General features: G+C 44.9%; 17 protein-coding genes. 5 read left to right on the top strand and 12 right to left on the bottom strand.

The window, feature by feature from the left end; genetic code table 11:
• Positions 1 to 61: 61 nt before the first annotated feature.
• On the bottom strand, positions 62 to 2,878 hold the full coding sequence (locus AAA939_RS03585) for a DNA translocase FtsK (RefSeq protein ID WP_338209020.1): 2,817 nt from the start codon (positions 2,876 to 2,878) through the stop codon (positions 62 to 64).
• 28 nt (positions 2,879 to 2,906) lie between these two features.
• Positions 2,907 to 3,548 (bottom strand): YtpR family tRNA-binding protein, encoded by a 642-nt coding sequence (ytpR, locus tag AAA939_RS03580; protein ID WP_057705931.1) that lies wholly within the window; start codon positions 3,546 to 3,548, stop codon positions 2,907 to 2,909.
• 165 nt (positions 3,549 to 3,713) lie between these two features.
• Between ytpR and AAA939_RS03575 the strand changes: the two genes are divergently transcribed.
• Both AAA939_RS03575 and AAA939_RS03570 read left to right on the top strand, forming a co-directional pair.
• A complete protein-coding gene (locus tag AAA939_RS03575; protein ID WP_057705932.1) occupies positions 3,714 to 4,037 on the top strand; it encodes a PepSY domain-containing protein in 324 nt (107 codons plus the stop codon).
• Positions 4,038 to 4,194: 157 nt separating this feature from the next.
• Positions 4,195 to 4,650, top strand: coding sequence for a hypothetical protein (locus AAA939_RS03570; RefSeq protein WP_338209016.1), 456 nt, complete (start codon positions 4,195 to 4,197; stop codon positions 4,648 to 4,650).
• A 56-nt stretch (positions 4,651 to 4,706) separates the two neighbouring features.
• On the opposite strand, the gene AAA939_RS03565 is transcribed toward AAA939_RS03570, so the two are convergent.
• From AAA939_RS03565 to AAA939_RS03535, 7 genes are all read right to left on the bottom strand, one after another.
• Positions 4,707 to 6,182: a PH domain-containing protein gene (locus AAA939_RS03565; protein ID WP_338209014.1), complete on the bottom strand. Its 1,476-nt coding sequence runs from the start codon at positions 6,180 to 6,182 to the stop codon at positions 4,707 to 4,709.
• Positions 6,172 to 6,636, bottom strand: coding sequence for a PH domain-containing protein (locus AAA939_RS03560; RefSeq protein ID WP_420914919.1), 465 nt, complete (start codon positions 6,634 to 6,636; stop codon positions 6,172 to 6,174). The genes AAA939_RS03565 and AAA939_RS03560 overlap by 11 nt, the downstream gene beginning before the upstream one ends.
• A gap of 66 nt (positions 6,637 to 6,702) precedes the next feature.
• Complete coding sequence (locus tag AAA939_RS03555) at positions 6,703 to 7,356, bottom strand: Fic family protein (RefSeq protein WP_338209012.1); 654 nt, start codon at positions 7,354 to 7,356, stop codon at positions 6,703 to 6,705.
• Between the two features lie 143 nt (positions 7,357 to 7,499).
• Positions 7,500 to 8,147 (bottom strand): tRNA (guanosine(46)-N7)-methyltransferase TrmB, encoded by a 648-nt coding sequence (gene trmB, locus AAA939_RS03550; protein ID WP_338209010.1) that lies wholly within the window; start codon positions 8,145 to 8,147, stop codon positions 7,500 to 7,502.
• Positions 8,148 to 8,226: 79 nt separating this feature from the next.
• Positions 8,227 to 9,012: a phosphotransferase gene (locus AAA939_RS03545; protein WP_338209008.1), complete on the bottom strand. Its 786-nt coding sequence runs from the start codon at positions 9,010 to 9,012 to the stop codon at positions 8,227 to 8,229.
• Between the two features lie 116 nt (positions 9,013 to 9,128).
• Positions 9,129 to 10,334 carry an ABC transporter permease gene (locus AAA939_RS03540; protein ID WP_338209006.1) on the bottom strand — a complete coding sequence of 402 codons (1,206 nt, stop codon included), beginning with the start codon at positions 10,332 to 10,334 and terminating at the stop codon, positions 9,129 to 9,131.
• Positions 10,327 to 11,064, bottom strand: a complete 738-nt coding sequence (locus tag AAA939_RS03535; protein WP_338209004.1) for an ABC transporter ATP-binding protein — start codon at positions 11,062 to 11,064, stop codon at positions 10,327 to 10,329. The genes AAA939_RS03540 and AAA939_RS03535 overlap by 8 nt, the downstream gene beginning before the upstream one ends.
• 186 nt (positions 11,065 to 11,250) lie before the next feature.
• On the opposite strand from AAA939_RS03535, the gene AAA939_RS03530 reads away from it, so the two are divergent.
• From AAA939_RS03530 to AAA939_RS03520, 3 genes are all read left to right on the top strand, one after another.
• A complete protein-coding gene (locus AAA939_RS03530; protein WP_057705942.1) occupies positions 11,251 to 11,703 on the top strand; it encodes an HIT family protein in 453 nt (150 codons plus the stop codon).
• A 14-nt stretch (positions 11,704 to 11,717) separates the two neighbouring features.
• Positions 11,718 to 12,059, top strand: a complete 342-nt coding sequence (locus tag AAA939_RS03525) for a hypothetical protein (protein WP_338209001.1) — start codon at positions 11,718 to 11,720, stop codon at positions 12,057 to 12,059.
• A gap of 300 nt (positions 12,060 to 12,359) precedes the next feature.
• On the top strand, positions 12,360 to 13,262 hold the full coding sequence (locus tag AAA939_RS03520; protein WP_338208999.1) for a peptidylprolyl isomerase PrsA: 903 nt from the start codon (positions 12,360 to 12,362) through the stop codon (positions 13,260 to 13,262).
• A gap of 334 nt (positions 13,263 to 13,596) precedes the next feature.
• Here AAA939_RS03520 and AAA939_RS03515 read toward each other — a convergent pair whose 3' ends face one another.
• The 3 genes from AAA939_RS03515 to AAA939_RS03505 all read right to left on the bottom strand — a co-directional run bounded on the left by AAA939_RS03515 (position 13,597) and on the right by AAA939_RS03505 (position 16,621).
• Positions 13,597 to 13,920: a hypothetical protein gene (locus AAA939_RS03515; RefSeq protein ID WP_338208997.1), complete on the bottom strand. Its 324-nt coding sequence runs from the start codon at positions 13,918 to 13,920 to the stop codon at positions 13,597 to 13,599.
• A 175-nt stretch (positions 13,921 to 14,095) separates the two neighbouring features.
• Positions 14,096 to 15,190, bottom strand: a complete 1,095-nt coding sequence (locus AAA939_RS03510; RefSeq protein ID WP_338208995.1) for an Ldh family oxidoreductase — start codon at positions 15,188 to 15,190, stop codon at positions 14,096 to 14,098.
• A 300-nt stretch (positions 15,191 to 15,490) separates the two neighbouring features.
• Positions 15,491 to 16,621, bottom strand: coding sequence for a GGDEF domain-containing protein (locus tag AAA939_RS03505; protein WP_338230486.1), 1,131 nt, complete (start codon positions 16,619 to 16,621; stop codon positions 15,491 to 15,493).
• Between the last annotated feature and the right edge of the window lie 6 nt (positions 16,622 to 16,627).

The following is a 16,627-nucleotide window of genomic DNA, read 5'->3' as shown; positions in this document are numbered from 1 at the left end:
TTATCTTAATCTCCCGTGTTCGCAATTCATCAATTAAGCGGTGAATCGGTCTTTATTTAAATTATGAGTTGGCTTGTATCTTAGTTAAATCATCCGCAGTGAAATAAATATCACGCGGTTTGGAACCCTTAGCAGCGGAAATATACCCCCGTGCTTCTAGGTCATCAATAATATTAGCCGCCCGGTTGTAACCAATCGAAAAGTTTCGTTGCAATTTGGACGTCGACATCGTGTCTTCATCAGCAATGTAGGCCAAAACTTCTGGCATCAGGTCGTCTTCATTTTTAGCGGCTTCTTCGTGCTTCAACAAATTATCCGGCTGAAACTCGTAGTGTGGTGCGGCTTGGTCCCGAACAAATTGTGTAATGGCATCAATTTCGCGGTCCACAAAAGTCCCCTGCAACCGCATTGGATTACTTTGACCGTTGCCTAAGTACAGCATATCACCACGACCCAACAATTGCTCCGCCCCACTCGTATCGAGGACGGTTCGTGAGTCCACTTGACTTGAAGTCATAAACGCGATCCGGGTCGGAATGTTGTTCTTGATCACACCCGTAACCACGTCGACACTTGGCCGTTGCGTGGCAACTAGCAAATGAATCCCCGCAGCCCGGGCTTTCGCCGTGATGCGTGCAATGTAATCTTGGAATTCACTAGAAGCAACCATCATCAAGTCGGCTAATTCATCGATCACGATGACGATGTATGGCATCTTCAAGCCCGGCTCATGGTGTTCTTCCGCCAAATGGTTAAATTGTTCAATATTCCGTGCCCCGCCAGCAGCCAGACGATCATAACGATTGTCCATCTCATCGACGACCCACTTCAAGGCCGCTGAAGCCGCCTTAGGGTCAGAGATCACTGGTGCTAACAAGTGTGGAATCTCGTTATACGGTGCTAATTCAACGGCTTTCGGGTCAATCAATAATAATTTGACCTGTTGCGGATTAGCGCGGTATAACAGTGAAACTAAAATACTGTTAATGAAGACAGACTTACCAGAACCCGTTGAACCGGCAATTAAACCGTGCGGCATTTTACGCAGGTCCGTGACTTGTGGTTGTCCGAACAAGTCGACCCCTAACGCTACCGTTAACGGTGATTTGCTTTCCTTGAATGGTTTAGAATTTAACACCTCTGAGAGCATGACTGGCCGCGACTTCTTGTTAGGAATTTCAATTCCGACCGTATTACGGCCTGGAATTGGTGCCTCAATGCGAAGCTGTTTTGCTTCCAATGCCATCTTAATGTCATCTTCGAGGTTGGTAATCTTGCTGACCTTGATACCCCGTGCCAATTTGACTTGGAACTGGGTAATCGTTGGGCCAACTGTCCAATCGACCACGTTAGCGTTAACTTTAAACGCACTTAGCGTTTCCTCCAAGGCGGTCGCCTTCTGTTCGATCCAGTCGTCCATTTCAGATTCATCTAAAATAACCGGGGCCTTTAACAAGTCGAGCGGTGGAAAATGGTACGCCGCTAACTCCTTGGCACCCAAAACTGGCGCCGCAGAATCACCCGTGTGTACGGCTGATTCAGGCGCTGGTTCACTAGATGAAACTGGTGCTGAACTTGTCTGTTTAATAACTTCAACCGGTTCCCGTGGCGCTTTATTGACCGCTGCAGGTGCTGGTCGCATCCCGACTGGTTGATAAGGCTCATCGTCATCATCGGCCACCACTGAGGACTGAATCGGAGTCGCTTCAGACGATGTGGTTTCAGTAGTCGCCTGGGTTTCATCAGAATGCGCCTCATCCGAAAGTGCTTCATCCGAAAGTGCTTCATCCGAAAGTGCTTCAGATGCTGGCTCATCTTGGTCCTTAAATAGGGCTAAATCAGACTGCGCATCGTGTTCAGCGCTCATAATGGCGTCTAATGACAACCCTAAGCCGCGACTAGGTCGGGCCTCAGATTGGGGATCAACCACAGCCGCACTGGCCACCGCAGAAGTTGCGCTGACGGGATGCGTTGGTTCAAAGACCACCGTTGGGCCTGCTGGCATCGTTGCCATTACCGGTGTTGTCGGTTCAAAGACTTCCGTTGGAGCCGCAGACTGCGCGGCCTGACTAGCAACTTCATGACGCACACGCTGAACAGCCGCAGCGGGCTCAAAGACCACTGTCGGTAACGCCGCACTGGCAATTGCCGGAACAGCAGCTTCGCTAGCTGCTTCCGTAACGGCAGACTGCGCTGAAGTTAAATCACTTTGTTCAGTTGATTCAACTGGTTCCGCAGCTGTCGACATTGACTGGGTTGGTTTAAAGACCACTGTTGGGCCACTGGTTGGCTGCGTGGCTGCTTGACTAGCCGGCCTCGTTGGTTCAAAAGTTTCGGTTGGTCGCTCACTAAACCCGCTAGCGTGTGGCTCAAAGACTTCCGTTGGGGCATTGCTTGTTGACTGAACCGTTTCGTTAACGGCCTTAGTCAGCGGACGTTGTAAATCAACTTCTGGTAAGTGTTCACTAGCTTCATCCGCAAACAACATAAACGAGTCCGTCGCTTTATGCAGGCTCACTTCAATTTCAAGGTAGTTTTGGTCATCCTTTTGTCGAATGATCCCACCGTTCGTCATCGCATTCGTTAATTGTGCTGGAATGTGTGACGGGTGAAACGACCCATGCGTCCCACCATTGAACGGTGCGTTACTCGTGGGTTCACTAGTTTCTTTTGGACGTGCCGGTGCTTTTGAGCGCACTGGTTGAACCGGTCGTGCTGCTCGCGGCGTTGGCCGGGGCGCCTGAGACGTCGCCCGTGACGACTGCGAACTCGCGGCCGACGCGGCAGGAGTTGATTGACTGGCCGCTGCCGAATGATTCACTTGTGGTGTTTTTAATCGATATTTCCGGAAAAAAGCCGGGCCATCATAATGGTTCATTTTCAATCATCCTATTTCGTAGACATAATTAGTCGGTAAATAATGTCTGGGCACGTTTGAAATCAAACGCCGCCCCGACTGGCTGGTAATCAGCTGGTAAAATTAAGGCACCGGGATGTTGTGGCGCATTCGGCAATTGTAGTTCACGGCCGGACACGATCATCCCATCACTTTCAACCCCACGTAGTTCGCCAGGCCAAATAATTAACCCATCAGGCATCATCGCCCCAACCTTAGCCACAACGACTAAGATATCAGCTTGCATGTTAGGTGAACCGCTGACGATTTGAAGTGGTTTATCCGCCCCAACCTCAGTCTTAGTCACTTGCAGGTGATCAGACTTAGGATGAGCTTCAGCGGATGCAACGTACCCGACAACAAATTTAGGGTCAGTATCTTGTTCTAATTCAGGATCGAAATCATTCGTTTTTAATAAATTATTTAATTGGTCGACTTGGTCCGCTGTTAAATGGACCTGACCATTAACATCAAGTTGGCCTAACGTTTCAGAAACGTTAAAGAAATTGTAGCCAAGGGTTTGATCCGTTTTTTCGTCACTAATCCGGGTGACGGTTGCGTGCGTTTCAACTTTTTGACTCGCCGTATCTGGTCGTAAAACAGCGATTAAAGTATCGCCTAATTCAGTTGGATTATAACTTGTAATTAACATAGGAAACCCCTTTATATTCATTTTAGCGTTCAACATTTTATTATAGCGTATTTTTACTAAATCTTACTGATTAATTATGACTTTTCTTTGTTTTATCGTCAATCATTGGTATACTAAATCTGAACAAAAAAATCCCACCAAAGTTGGTCGAAAGGAGTACGCAACATGAATAAACAATTACAATATAGCGGCTTATTAGCAGTTGGAATGGCTGGTATCGCCGGAGGCTTTTCCATTGGCGGCCTATTAAAACGGTTGCGCCGACCAACCCCCAACCAGATTTTAAATCAGGTCAAACGGGCCTTCCTAAAAGAAGCTCCGATTGAGGGCTCCTGGATTGAAATGAAAAAGTCCCCGTTACAAAAATTCGCCCTACGCACCGACGTCTACTATGGCGGCATCACCCGCTACGAAGACGGTCAACTCGTTCAATACGAATTTTTAGCCGATGCCAACACGGGAAGTATCTTAGATATTTACCGTCTTTAATTTAAAAAATTAACAAATGGGTCTTTGAAACCACGTGCTGGTTTTCAAGAACCCATTTTTCATGTCTTAATGATGGTGTACTAAACTAACCACCGGAAAAATAGCTGTGCTACACTGAATTTATTGATAAAAATAGTTATAGAAAGAAGCTTTCTCAATGTTTGTCCTCCCATTACTTGAATTAGCCGTGGTCTTTCTCATTTGGCTGGTTGCCTACGGACGAAAATACGTTATTCCGTTTCACGCCTTTGTGGTCCTATCCTCATTTAAAGAAGGAAAATGGGCCGTTAAAGACGTCGATCAGGCTGCCTTATCAACCGCAACTGATATTCAACACGCCCTTAAGCGCAATAAACGCGAAAATGCCGTCGTAAGCATCCTCGTTTTAATCTCTTCACTCGCTTTTTTACTAAGTCGTGGCGCCCCCTTCTGGGAATTTGCGCTAGCAGGTTTGCTTGTTGCCTACTGTTGTTACCACTTCAATCACGAACTCTACGAAATTTTTAAGATTATCTACTGTCGGTCGCACCGCGATAATTTGGAACAGTGCTACGCCTTTCTGACAAAAGACTGGCAAAATTACGACCGCCAAAGCGATCGACCGATTGACTAAAATGGATTCTTGAAACCACACTTGTGATTTCGAGAATCCATTTTTCATTATTCCAATTAATTTTCTGATGGTAAATACCACGTTTGAATCCGCTGGACCACTTCAGCGTCCAAATAGCGTACCTCAATTGCTTTACCGTGATTACCGGAGCGCAATTGAACCGATAAATGGGCTAAATGGGCCTTCTTCATCCACACCGTTTGCGCAATTTCCACTGACTGGACTTTCACCCGCGGCACGACAACCTGTTCACGGGTAAATACCGAACCCGTTTGCAACACTAATAATTCTGGGGTCATGACGGCGACTGCCGTATTGCGGCTCGCATACCGCCCCTGAGCAAACGCAATGATCAACCACACCGGCCAACTCAACAGGACTCCCATCGTAAACTGGGGAATCCACCACTGAATAAGGCCAGTTATTAAAGCTAAGGCTGCCAGCCACAACAACCCGCTATTGCGGCTAAAATGCCACCGTTGTTTAACGGCAACGTGTGTTAATTTCGGCGCTTCCGTTGGCAACCAATCAATGAATGGCGCCAATACCTTATACGCTGCCGCCGTTTTAACGACTGGCAGGAGCACTAACGTATCGTCGTCCTCATCTTCGCCCGCCTGACCAGCCGTCAGTGCTTGGACTGTGCTGAGGTGTAACCACTGGCGGAGCACGTTTTGCTTAAAGCGAACGGCCTGAATTCGATCAACGTGTACGTTGACTTCGTTGCGTTGAAAATAACCACGCGTCATCGTTAACAGCTGTTCTTCGCGTCTTAACGTAAAGCGATAATACCGTTGGATCACGTTTAAATATGACGCCAAGATTCCGAGTAACAAAACACCGACGACGATCCCAATCAAAATCGTCCCACGCAACGCTACTAATTGATGTTCCACCGCACTTAGATCCCGTTGTGGTAGTAATTTATGACCCTTATCGTATAACCACCCGAGCACTAAAATGATGGGCACAACACCGAGTGAACTAATCGCATACGCGTTTAAATCCCGTGCATTAATCTGATAACCCAATACTTCACCCGGCTGATCAACAACATTGGTTTCGGCTGAGCCATCATCTACGGGCTCACCATGCCGGTAATGGTCAATTAAAGTACCGACGGATTGTGGTACTGCCAATAACTGACCCTCACCCTTTTTGTCTGTCTTGCCAGCCGTTTCAAGCGTCAAACTTTCTAAGTGAAACGGCCGCAAGTAAAACCACTGTTTATGCTGAATGGTCTGAATCTTATCATACGGAATGTGCGTGACTTGGCGGACAAAAATTCCTTGCTGAATCGTTACCCCATCAGGCGCAACCACGTACTTAAAGCGCCAATAACGCACCACCGCTAACAGAAACAATAAGATTATAAAAATGACTAGGCCAATGAAGCTGAGTTGCATCATCCCGTCTGACAAGTGTAGCTTACTCAATAAGAGAAAGGCCACGATGACCACTAATATGACGTTTTGACCCGTCTGCCATAGCAACTGTAAAAACGCGGGCCAGGCTAACCGCTTAGGCTTCATTCCGGGCCTCCTGCGCTAAAGCCATGATCCGATCCCGTAACCGGTCCGCCACGTCGCTCGTGACCCCGTCAATTTTATAGCCAGATGCCGCCGTTTCAACGGTCACCGACTGTAGCTTGTTCAATTGCAATAAGGGTCCGGCCGCCAACGTCACGTTTTGAATCCGGCTGATTGGTACGGTAATTTCATGCTGGAAAATGACACCATTTTTTAAATAAACGGCATTATCAGTAATCCGGTACCGCCAAAAAGCGTACCGGTACGGAATCAGGGCTAACTCAACGATAACGTCCAAAACACTTAAAATGATTGCGGCGATCCATAGCCACAACCACCAATGCCAATACACGGATGCCACCCATAACCCTGCGCTAATGAGTAAGCCAACCGCACCGCTAATCCCAGCAGCGTAGCGCCAGACAACTTTAATTTGGCGTGGTAACTGTTCTGTCATAATAATTATTCCTCCAAACTACGAGACTCATTCAAAGCTTAACATACTCACAGTTTGTTTAAACCGCTACATGCCAAACAAACAATTGTCATACAACCATTGCTTGAGCCCAATCATCTTATTGGTCCGATAAAACTTTGCCAGCTGAGAACCATACCAGTGCATTTTGCCTTCAGGAATCATTAAAATCCCCGCTCCTGCTTGGACGAGCACTAAGTTAGCAGCAATCAAAGCCGTTCGCTTATTACCATCCACAAATAGTTGCCAGCGCGACAAGCTCAAGTTTAGTTCTAATGCGCGCTCAATTGCTGACTTGTCGGCGTTCAAGATTTTCTGAACACGTCGCGTTGTCTGTTCACCCGGTATTGGTGGCACCCAAACAGCATTCGTTAACGGGACTTGAACCTCGACGGTACGGAACTTCCCCGAGTTCGCTTGTTCACCCTTAACGATCTGATTAATTTTTAAAATATCAGCAATCGTAACGTCGCTAGCCTGATGATCCATCAAGAACTGATACCCACGCTTCAGGTTTAACACCGTCGCCTGATCTTCCGGCGAGACGTCCCGCACCTCAAAACGATGAATAATTGCATCGGTTTGTGCCAGCGTCGTTGATAAGCCCTCAAACTTACCGGTCGTATAAACTAGTCGCGTGAGATTGTGATCAATAAGGCATTTTTCATCGTACCTTGATAATTCAAATTTATCCGTAAACACGCTGACCACCACCTTTTTAGCCTGATTTTCTTAAAAAGATTATAGCATGTCCTAAGTTTCAGCCATGATCAGAATTTAAACCAAAAGAAAAACACCCCGTTCAGAAATTAAATTGAAATTTCTGAACGGGGTGTTTTGAAAGCTTATTTTTCAGTTGGAAAAGTCGCAATGATTTTGTAAATCGGACCCTTGGCACTGAATTTTTGTTCATATTCTGTTTCAACGTTCTCTTCGGGCGTCACAACCGCGTGTAAGTCCAACCAGACCTGTTCAAAGTGCAAGCCGTAGTTATTCATGCTAGTCAGTGAAAATTCGAACAGGCCGCGATTATCGGTCTTAAATTCGATTTGCCCATTCGGCTTTAAAACTTCTTGGTAAGACTGTAAGAACGTCTTATACGTCAAACGGCGCTTTTCGTGACGCGCTTTAGGCCACGGATCAGAAAAGTTTAAGTAGACCCGGTCCACTTCGTGTGGTTCAAAGAACGCCGTCACGGCTTCACCGTCAGCGTGTGCTAATTGCAAGTTAGGTAGTGGTTCTTCCACCAACTTCTTCAAAATCACCGCAATTACTGATGTTTGAATTTCAATCGCCACGTAATTAATTTCGGGATGGCGTTTGGCCATATTAATAATAAATTGGCCCTTGCCGCTCCCAACTTCAATTTGTAGCGGTTGTTCTTTTTCAAACCGACTTTGCCACTGCCCTTTGAGCTGGGCTGGATCTTCTGTAATGAACTCCGGATGGGCAGCAATTAATTTGGGTGCCCATGGTTTATTTCTTACACGCATACGTTAAATAACTCCTTAATTATTGGCATAAAATAACCGCGAATTCCGATTGGAACCCGCGGCGCTCGGTTCAAGCCTATTAAACTTCGTACTGAGAAAGTTCTTCTAAGAAAATAATCTCATGATTCATTTGGTGGTACTGGTTGCGATAATAATTATCTTTAATATTCAGTAATAAATTAATTTTTGCGTACCAGACAACCCGGGTCCGCAAATCGGCCGTCATGGTTTCACCATATTCTTCAAACCACTTTTGCCAGTCGGGTAATGGGATGTACTCACAAAGGAGCATACTAATATCTGAGGCCGGATCGGCAAATCGCGCCGAATCCCAATCCACCAAGTACAATTGGCGGTGGTCGGACAATAGCCAGTTCTTATGATTTAAATCACCGTGACAAACCCGATAGTCAGCGACGGGTAACGTTGGTAACGTCCCTTTTAACTCGCTTAAAACGTTAGTCATTAGCGGGTGCTGACGTAAATCATCAGGTAAGTCCTGTAAATACTCACGAATAAAATCATGGGGTGAAACGACCTGGCCACCGACCTTAGTTAACATCCGATGAAGCAACTTGGAATTGTGCACACGTGCCAATAAATGCGCCACTTTAGGCAAACGCATTTGTTGCTTTGTTAAAGTTTGACCATTCAACCACTCTTGGGCAGTTAACGTGTCGCCACTCGAGATCCGTTTCGTCCAGATTAATCGCGGGGTAATTTCTTCCATCGACAGCGCCGCTAAAAACGGCGAAGCATTTCGTTTTAGGAACAATCGTTGGTGATCTTTTTTGCCCATGAAAGCTTTGTTCGTATTCCCATAAATTGGATAAATATCCCAGCCGTCATCAAGTTCGAAATCCATCAGCCCCACTCCTCTCAAAAAAATTTATTTCCGTCATTCAACTTACTTAACAATCACATTCTAAAGACCAAAACGGCTCCCGTCAAGTCCTTTTTAACCGTTGTTACGTCGGCATTCTAAGCTAGTCTGAGCTTTGCGTACCAAGCAACTAAGAGATAGATTTCAATCACGTTAATGACTAGCAAAATCCCGACTTGAGCTAACGATGCGTTGCTTAGCCAAAAAGCGATTAAAAAAATTATTCCCGTGACACTGAGCACGTTCGTTAGTAATCGTTGAAAGTTAGCCAACCGTTGTTTAACGGCTAGCGGATAAATGTGCGTAAAAACTATATTATCGTAACGTTTATAAAACGGCAACAATTGAAACCCAATTAAGTAGATAAAAACGACATCTAACGCCATTGCCAACCAGCCATGACCACTGAAATACAGCAAGATAGCGCCAATTACGGTTAATCGCGCGACTAAGCCACTAAATTCGGTTCCCCGAAGCATCCCGCGACTAAATAAATAGCCAAACGCATGGGTTTGATCCTTTGGCAACCACCGCAATAGCCAATCGAGGTAACGACGCCGCTTAACGGTTCCTTGAACCATTGGCACATCCGTAAACAAGTTGAAGAAGCGGTAAATCCCCAACATGCGGTTGGCTTCCAACTTAACGTCATCCCGCCAAGCCACAACACTTTTTGGCCATAACCGCTGATGCCATACCCGTTGTGCGGCAGCTAGCCCTAGCGCAAGCACGAGGCTAAGCCAAGGTGATACGACCAGTCCCAGGGCAAGAATTACTAGCGCTGCCAACCAGTTGGCCGGTTTGGACCACCGTTTCATCGTCGGACTTAACCGGTACAAATGCGTTACCGCTAACGTCATCTGGCTATCTTTTAAAGCCAATTGAGTCACGAGTAACGCTAACAACGCAATCCCCGAAATTTTATCAACTAATACTAGTAACGGAATTGTTACGATGACTAGGAAGACTTGGACGATCTGTGCAAGCCACCAACTGTAGTGCCAAGCGTGAACTAAGTAACCGTGAAGGTCGTGCTCCCGCGGGAGTAAGAAAACCGTGTCGGCTGGCTCCAGCAACGTTGCCACCCGGCCAATTCCTAAGCCACCCCACAAAATAAGCCCAACGATGGCAATGATCCACGTATCCTTGGGCCCAACCGTTTTTAGCCAATTGGAATACGTCAACCCTAAACCACCGACAAAGAACATTAATGCAATCACAAAATGATCGTTAAAAACTAACCGTAAGTACCGCAACATTTGTCGCAAATGACGTTGCGATCGGTTTCGGTATAACTCATTCATCACGGGTCACCCCTGTCAAACTGAGGTAAATGTCATTCAAGGAGTCCCCGGCATCCGGATAGTTGGCTTTAATTTCTGCAAAGGTCCCCTGCGTCTGAACTTCACCGGAATGCAGTAACACAAAACGGTCACAGGCTTTTTCAGCGGTATCCAAAACGTGGGTCGACATCAAGACGCCCGCCCCGTTTTCCTTCGCGGTCTTAATGAGGTGCAGTAAGTCATGAACCGCCAACGGGTCAAGCCCTAAGAATGGTTCATCAATGATAAACAACTTTGCATTAGTAATGAACGCACACACAATCATCACTTTTTGTTTCATTCCTTTAGAAAAGTTGGCTGGGAACCAATCCAACTTATTATCTAACCGAAAGATCTTTAATAAATCGTTTGCGCGTTCCCACGCGGCTTTTTGATCCAAGCCATACGCTAACATGGTCATTTCCAAATGCTCTTTTAACGTTAACTCTTCATATAAGATTGGCGTTTCTGGAATATAGGCAATCTGTGCCTTATAGGCCTGGGGATCAGTGGCTAACGTCACGTCATTTAGCGCAATCTTCCCCTTCATCGGTGTTAACAACCCAATGATATGATTGATGGTCGTTGATTTACCAGCACCGTTAAGCCCAATCAGACCGACTAATTCGCCGGGACGGACTTCAAAACTAATATCTTTTAAAACTGGAATTTGTGAATAGCCACCGACTAAGTGACTCACCGTTAATGCCATGGTGTAAACCTCTTTCTGTATGGGATAAGTGCATCCATTATAGCATAGGCCCGCGCATTCTTTTACCACGTCACCCTAGGCAAGTGCAACCGGTGCCAACTCCCCTTTGATTGGGATGTTTAGATTAGTGTATAATGGAAATAACAGATTAATTAAACTAAATCTTAAACTAGAAGGTGTTATTGAATGAACGCTTTTGAACCGCAACTCGATGACGATTGTATCTTTTGTAAAATAATTAAGGGTGACATTCCTAGCTACACGATCTACGAAGATGACATGGTCAAGGCCTTCCTTGACATTTCACAAGGCACGCCAGGTCATACCTTAGTCGTTCCTAAGACGCACGTTGCTGATATTTTTGGTTACGACCGCGACTTAGCTAGCTTAGTCTTTGCCCGGATTCCTGAAATCGCCAGGGCCATCAAAGCCTCTGACGACCGGATTATTGGGATGAATATTGTGAACAACAACGGTGCGGTTGCGTACCAATCCGTTTTTCACTCCCATTTCCATCTGATTCCACGTTACAGTGACAAGGATGACTTCCGCATGATCTTTAAAGATAACGCTAAGAAGTATGACGAAACTGACTACACCCGTTTACAAAATGCCATTAAGGCAGAATTGCAAAACTAGGAGGCCGATTGAATATGGCAAAATTTATTCGTAACGGTCTGATTGGGATTGGCCTCAGCGCCGCTGCGTACATGTTGATCAATCGTAAGACGCCTAAAGATGTTTATCACGACGTTAAAAGTTACGTTCAAGACGTGATGGATGCGGCTGATGACCTACAAACTGCCAGAGAAGACTTTGGTGACGCAACTAGCAACTTAAACGTTGAATTGCAACACGCAGCCGAAGTTTTCGATGATATTCAAACTGATATTGATAAGTTCCAATTTAAAATTGAACCCCACGTGGCGTTGCTCCAAAAACACGCGGATCACTTACAAGCCACCCTCGACCATTTGAGTGGTGACCAGAAGTAAATTTTAGCCAACTAACCGCTTTTCAGCTGTCGGTTGGCTTTTTTGCTAGCCTGATTGTTTGGCGAATTAGTAAACCTCTCCTGGGCCGTAAGCCTGACAGCCACCGTTTAATTTGGTGAACTTGCATTTGCAAATCGTTTTAAAAAAATAATCAAAGCGTTACAGTTGTGAAGAGGTTGTGAATTCTCTGAAAATTTTGTAAAGATTTGCAACGAACTGCAGAAGCCGTGTCAGATATGGTATAGTAGTCTGGTAAGTCTGCTAGAGCAGAAGATTTCAAGAATAGGATGTGTTTTTGGTATGAAAAAATGGCTTATTGCCTTTGCCGGAGTGTTACTGACGTTTACGTTGGCTGGCTGTGGTAGCAAGACAGTTGCATCAACTTCCGGTGGTAAAATCACTGAAAGCCAATATTACAGTAGTATGAAGGGAACTTCTTCAGGTAAGCAAGTCTTGCAACAAATGATCCTGAACAAAGTTCTTGAAAAGGAATACGGGTCAAAGGTTTCAAGTAAGTCTGTTGACAAGCAATACAACACTTACAAGTCTCAATACGGTAGTTCTTCATTTGCAACCGTCTTATCACAAAACGGTTTGACAACTAAGACCTTCAAGGAACAACTTCGTTCTAACTTGTTATTGAAGGAAGCCGTTAAAGACAAGGTTAAGATTTCTAACGCTGCTTTGAAGAAGCAATGGAAGTCTTACTCACCTAAGGTAACGGTTCAACATATTCTCGTTGCTAAGAGCGCAACTGCTGACACTGTTTTGAAGGAATTGAAGAAAGATTCCAGTCAAGCTAACTTCACCAAGTTAGCTAAGAAGTATTCAACGGATACGACGACTAAGAACGATGGTGGGAAGATGGCTGCCTTTGACAACACCGACACAACCCAATCATCTAAATTCTTGACCGCCGCCTTCAAGCTGAAGAATGGTGAATACACGACTTCTGCAGTTAAGACCACGAACGGTTACGAAATCATTCGCATGATCAAGAACCCTGGTAAGGGTAAGATGTCTGATCACACGAAGGATTTGAAGGACCAAATCTGGAACAACGACATGAGCGACTCAACCGTCTTGCACAACGTTGTTTCTAAAGTTCTTAAGAGTGGGAACGTTTCAATCAAGGATAAAGATTTGAAGGATATCTTATCTTCATACCTTTCAACCTCATCTTCATCAAGCTCACTTAAATAATGCAATTTAAAAGACCGCGATTTTAAAATCGCGATCTTTTTTTATACTTTCGTTTTCCGCTTCGTCGGGCAGCCTTGGTGTGCTGTGTCGGCAAAGCTACCCGACTGCGCTCACAATAAATTTATCATTGTTATTTTTGCTGGGTAAGCTGAGGTAGACACTGATGACACCGGTCGTGAAGGTGGCGTTTGGCCAATGATTTTTTGGCCTTACACTACGGACGGTTCGGGACAATTGCGCATTTTGTAAGTGTTCCGGACGAGGTTCAAGACGTCTCTCAGGCTTGAACCGGTCCCACGACCGCATATCATCAGTGTCTACCGTAATACTTAGCTTAAACACCAACCGGAATTGTCAACGTGCCGCGGGATTTTTCAATCTTCAAGTTCCCTGCATCATCGTATGCCATGTGGTCAACATAGTGCTCGTTGACCCCGTGCGCGTACAAGACGCCCTTAAACTGAGCGATCCACTCGCGGTAAACTGTGGGATGATGTGTTGCCAATTCATAAACGTCCGAGCAATCATACTTGTTAATCAATTGTTCTAAGTGCGAATCCAAAAAAGCCTGCCAGAAATGATAAAATGCAACCCGTTCTTTAGCTGGCATTTGCCGTACGACCCGATCAAACTGCTGACATACCGTTGTATCAGTCATGATGAATTCCTCCGTTTTGGCTCATTTCTATCGATTATACACCTGTTTGTGTGGAAGTGAGCATATTAATTTAAGCGCTTTCATTATTTTTGAATTTATTGCTCACAAAAAACGGATGATCCTTTTTCAAGCATCATCCGTTTTATTTTAATTCGTTCAATTCTTAAACTGAAGCTTAGTCTTCAACGGTCTCTTCCGTTGGGACGGTGACACCAAACTCGTCACCCACGGCCTGCATTTCAGCGATAGTCGTCTCATCAATCGAAACGCCTTGTTCAAGGTTTTCATCATAGTGGCGGTATTCGCGGTCACCAGGAATCATAATCTTCGTCCCTGGTAAGTGCTTCAAGTGCCGGATCCGGTCGAACATCTTCGTGGCGTTAGCTTTGAGGACGTCCAAATCTCCAAACAACGCTGGATCGATAGTCATGAAAAACTGACTGAAGTCGTGCTTCCCTTTGTTAGTATCCGCAGATAAGGAACCTTGGGCCAAAATCCCAGTCAACAATTCAATAATGAGTGAATTACCAAAGCCCTTGTAATTAGAGTTGACTTCATCTTGGCCACCTAACGTGAGGACCCCACCACCGGGACGGTCTTCTGAAAAGGCGATCTTAGCCAAGTTGTCTTCGACTGTCTTAGCATCGTGTAACACGTTCCGATTTTCGTCCACGGCCCAGTCACCAGGAATTTGTTCACCCTTTTTAGCTAGGACCTGAATCTTACCACTTGAAACAACGGCGGTTGCACCGTCAAAAACGAATGGGTGTGGGTCTGCTGGGAACGTAAATGCCAGGGCGTTCGACCCTAAGAAGGCTTCCAGTGAGTTTGTTGGAACGACTAACGGACGGGTATTCGTCGTTGAAATCCCAATCAACCCTTCTTTGCAGGCCATCCGTGAGTAGTAACCGGCCGTCCCAAAGTGATTAGAGTTACGAATGACGGCTAAAGAGACCCCCATCTGCTTAGTCTTTTCAATCAATTTTTCCATTGTGAAGGCGGACGCAATCTGTCCCATACTCTTATTTGCGTCAACGAGTAAGCTCGTTGGTGTTTCCTTCAAAATTTTAGGCTGGCGTTCTGGTTCCAAAGTATGGTCTTTAATCATTCTTGAATACCAAGCGAGTCGCTGAATCCCATGAGAAGAAATCCCCCGTAAGTCAGCATCAACTAACGTATCGGCCAATAACGCGCCATCTTTTGCACTAAACTTTTGGGCCTTAAACACTGATTCCAAAAACTGTCGTTCCACTTCTGCACTAATTCTCATAATCAATTTCTCCCTTGTATGTAAATTGCTAACAAATACGTATTAATTAATATTAATTAACTTCATTAGTAAATGTTTTAAGCGTAAATTCATTGTTTTCTAAAGAGCAACTACACTAACAGTGCTAATTATGTCGCTTTAAATGAGAAATCGCAAGTAAAAATGTTGCTTAAATTTAAGTTTACTCATTTTAACGCCATAATCACTTCTGAGTCCCCTAATTAGTCATAAAAATACCCATCCTTAACTGGTCATTCAACCAGTTAAGGATGGGTATTTAGATAAGTTCTAACACTATCATTAAGCCGTCGTAATTTGCATCCGCCCGTTACGTTTGGAGTGATACAAATTTTGGTCGACTCGATTATAGAAATCATTATCAGTCTCGTCATCACATGATAATGATGAGACACCAACTGAAATTGAAATTGGAATCTGCTGATCATCAAATTTGACGTCTAAGTTATTAATCGCCGTGAAAATCTGATTAACGATCGTTGTCGTGCTAGCAAAATCGTATCCCGGAAAGACAATGTTGAATTCCTCACCCCCGGTTCGATACAGTTTAACTCTCGGGTCGTTTTCATCAATCACGGTCTGAGCAACCGTTACAACGTGTTGTAACACCCGGTCACCCGCCAAGTGACCATAGGTGTCGTTAACATGTTTAAAATGATCAATATCAAACATCATCATGGATAAGTTCAAGTGATTTTTAGTGCTATCACCAAACAACCCTTCAATTTCACTAGTATACGCACCGTAGTTTTCAGTCTGTGTTAGCGCATCGTGATTCGCAAACTTTGCTAACCGCAATTTGAGTTCGCTATCATTTGTGAGCATTGTGACGTACCCATATAATAAGACTTCGAAAATAATCAGGTAGATCCATTCTTGGAAAAAGGTCGTCCAGTCTAGGTTAAACTTAAGTTTCATCCAGACCCACAGCATGCCACCAAAAAACGTTGTAACCAGCATATAGTAAGTCCAAGCGTACCGGTGCTTCTGAAAATGGATACGCGCATAATTCAACGACCAGAAAAATAAGAGCAACGTGGTCGCGTGACCCCAAGACTGCCAGTAGAATATGGAGTGGTTAAACACCATAAAGACTAATACAACGGGAAGCAACGCGTAGTAACGCAAATGGATATTTAAAAAGTACCCGCAAAATATCAACGCAATAATTTGAAAGTTCATGAATTGCCAACTAATGGACGTGCCAACGATTAGCGATTGCATGCTAAAAACAAATAATAACATGTAAATCACATCAAACCACGCGTTCAGCATGTCATCAGCAATCTTAATGTGATGCCGATGGACCCACGAAATCATCCAATTTAAAATCACCCAATATAATGTTAAAACGCCTAGTACGAAGAAAATACTGGTTACAAATGGCGGTACCCGCCAGTATGACCATGTCATATTTAT

It is taken from the genome of Lactiplantibacillus paraxiangfangensis, from assembly GCF_036246185.1.
Lineage (GTDB): Bacteria > Bacillota > Bacilli > Lactobacillales > Lactobacillaceae > Lactiplantibacillus > Lactiplantibacillus paraxiangfangensis.
Note: the sequence above shows the minus strand (reverse complement) of the source record. Positions and strands in the feature narration are given on the sequence as shown.

Excerpts from the sequence above, each read along its gene's own strand:
- AAA939_RS03525 (WP_338209001.1), top strand. The coding sequence starts at position 11,718 with ATGGCAAAATTTATTCGTAACGGTCTGATTGGGATTGGCCTCAGCGCC.
- AAA939_RS03535 (WP_338209004.1), bottom strand. The coding sequence starts at position 11,064 with ATGGCATTAACGGTGAGTCACTTAGTCGGTGGCTATTCACAAATTCCA.
- AAA939_RS03570 (WP_338209016.1), top strand. The coding sequence starts at position 4,195 with ATGTTTGTCCTCCCATTACTTGAATTAGCCGTGGTCTTTCTCATTTGG.
- AAA939_RS03545 (WP_338209008.1), bottom strand. The coding sequence starts at position 9,012 with ATGGATTTCGAACTTGATGACGGCTGGGATATTTATCCAATTTATGGG.
- AAA939_RS03505 (WP_338230486.1), bottom strand. The coding sequence starts at position 16,621 with ATGACATGGTCATACTGGCGGGTACCGCCATTTGTAACCAGTATTTTC.
- AAA939_RS03520 (WP_338208999.1), top strand. The coding sequence starts at position 12,360 with ATGAAAAAATGGCTTATTGCCTTTGCCGGAGTGTTACTGACGTTTACG.
- AAA939_RS03560 (WP_420914919.1), bottom strand. The coding sequence starts at position 6,636 with ATGACAGAACAGTTACCACGCCAAATTAAAGTTGTCTGGCGCTACGCT.
- trmB (WP_338209010.1), bottom strand. The coding sequence starts at position 8,147 with ATGCGTGTAAGAAATAAACCATGGGCACCCAAATTAATTGCTGCCCAT.
- AAA939_RS03515 (WP_338208997.1), bottom strand. The coding sequence starts at position 13,920 with ATGACTGATACAACGGTATGTCAGCAGTTTGATCGGGTCGTACGGCAA.
- AAA939_RS03540 (WP_338209006.1), bottom strand. The coding sequence starts at position 10,334 with ATGAATGAGTTATACCGAAACCGATCGCAACGTCATTTGCGACAAATG.
- ytpR (WP_057705931.1), bottom strand. The coding sequence starts at position 3,548 with ATGTTAATTACAAGTTATAATCCAACTGAATTAGGCGATACTTTAATC.
- AAA939_RS03585 (WP_338209020.1), bottom strand. The coding sequence starts at position 2,878 with ATGAACCATTATGATGGCCCGGCTTTTTTCCGGAAATATCGATTAAAA.
- AAA939_RS03575 (WP_057705932.1), top strand. The coding sequence starts at position 3,714 with ATGAATAAACAATTACAATATAGCGGCTTATTAGCAGTTGGAATGGCT.
- AAA939_RS03530 (WP_057705942.1), top strand. The coding sequence starts at position 11,251 with ATGAACGCTTTTGAACCGCAACTCGATGACGATTGTATCTTTTGTAAA.
- AAA939_RS03510 (WP_338208995.1), bottom strand. The coding sequence starts at position 15,190 with ATGAGAATTAGTGCAGAAGTGGAACGACAGTTTTTGGAATCAGTGTTT.
- AAA939_RS03565 (WP_338209014.1), bottom strand. The coding sequence starts at position 6,182 with ATGAAGCCTAAGCGGTTAGCCTGGCCCGCGTTTTTACAGTTGCTATGG.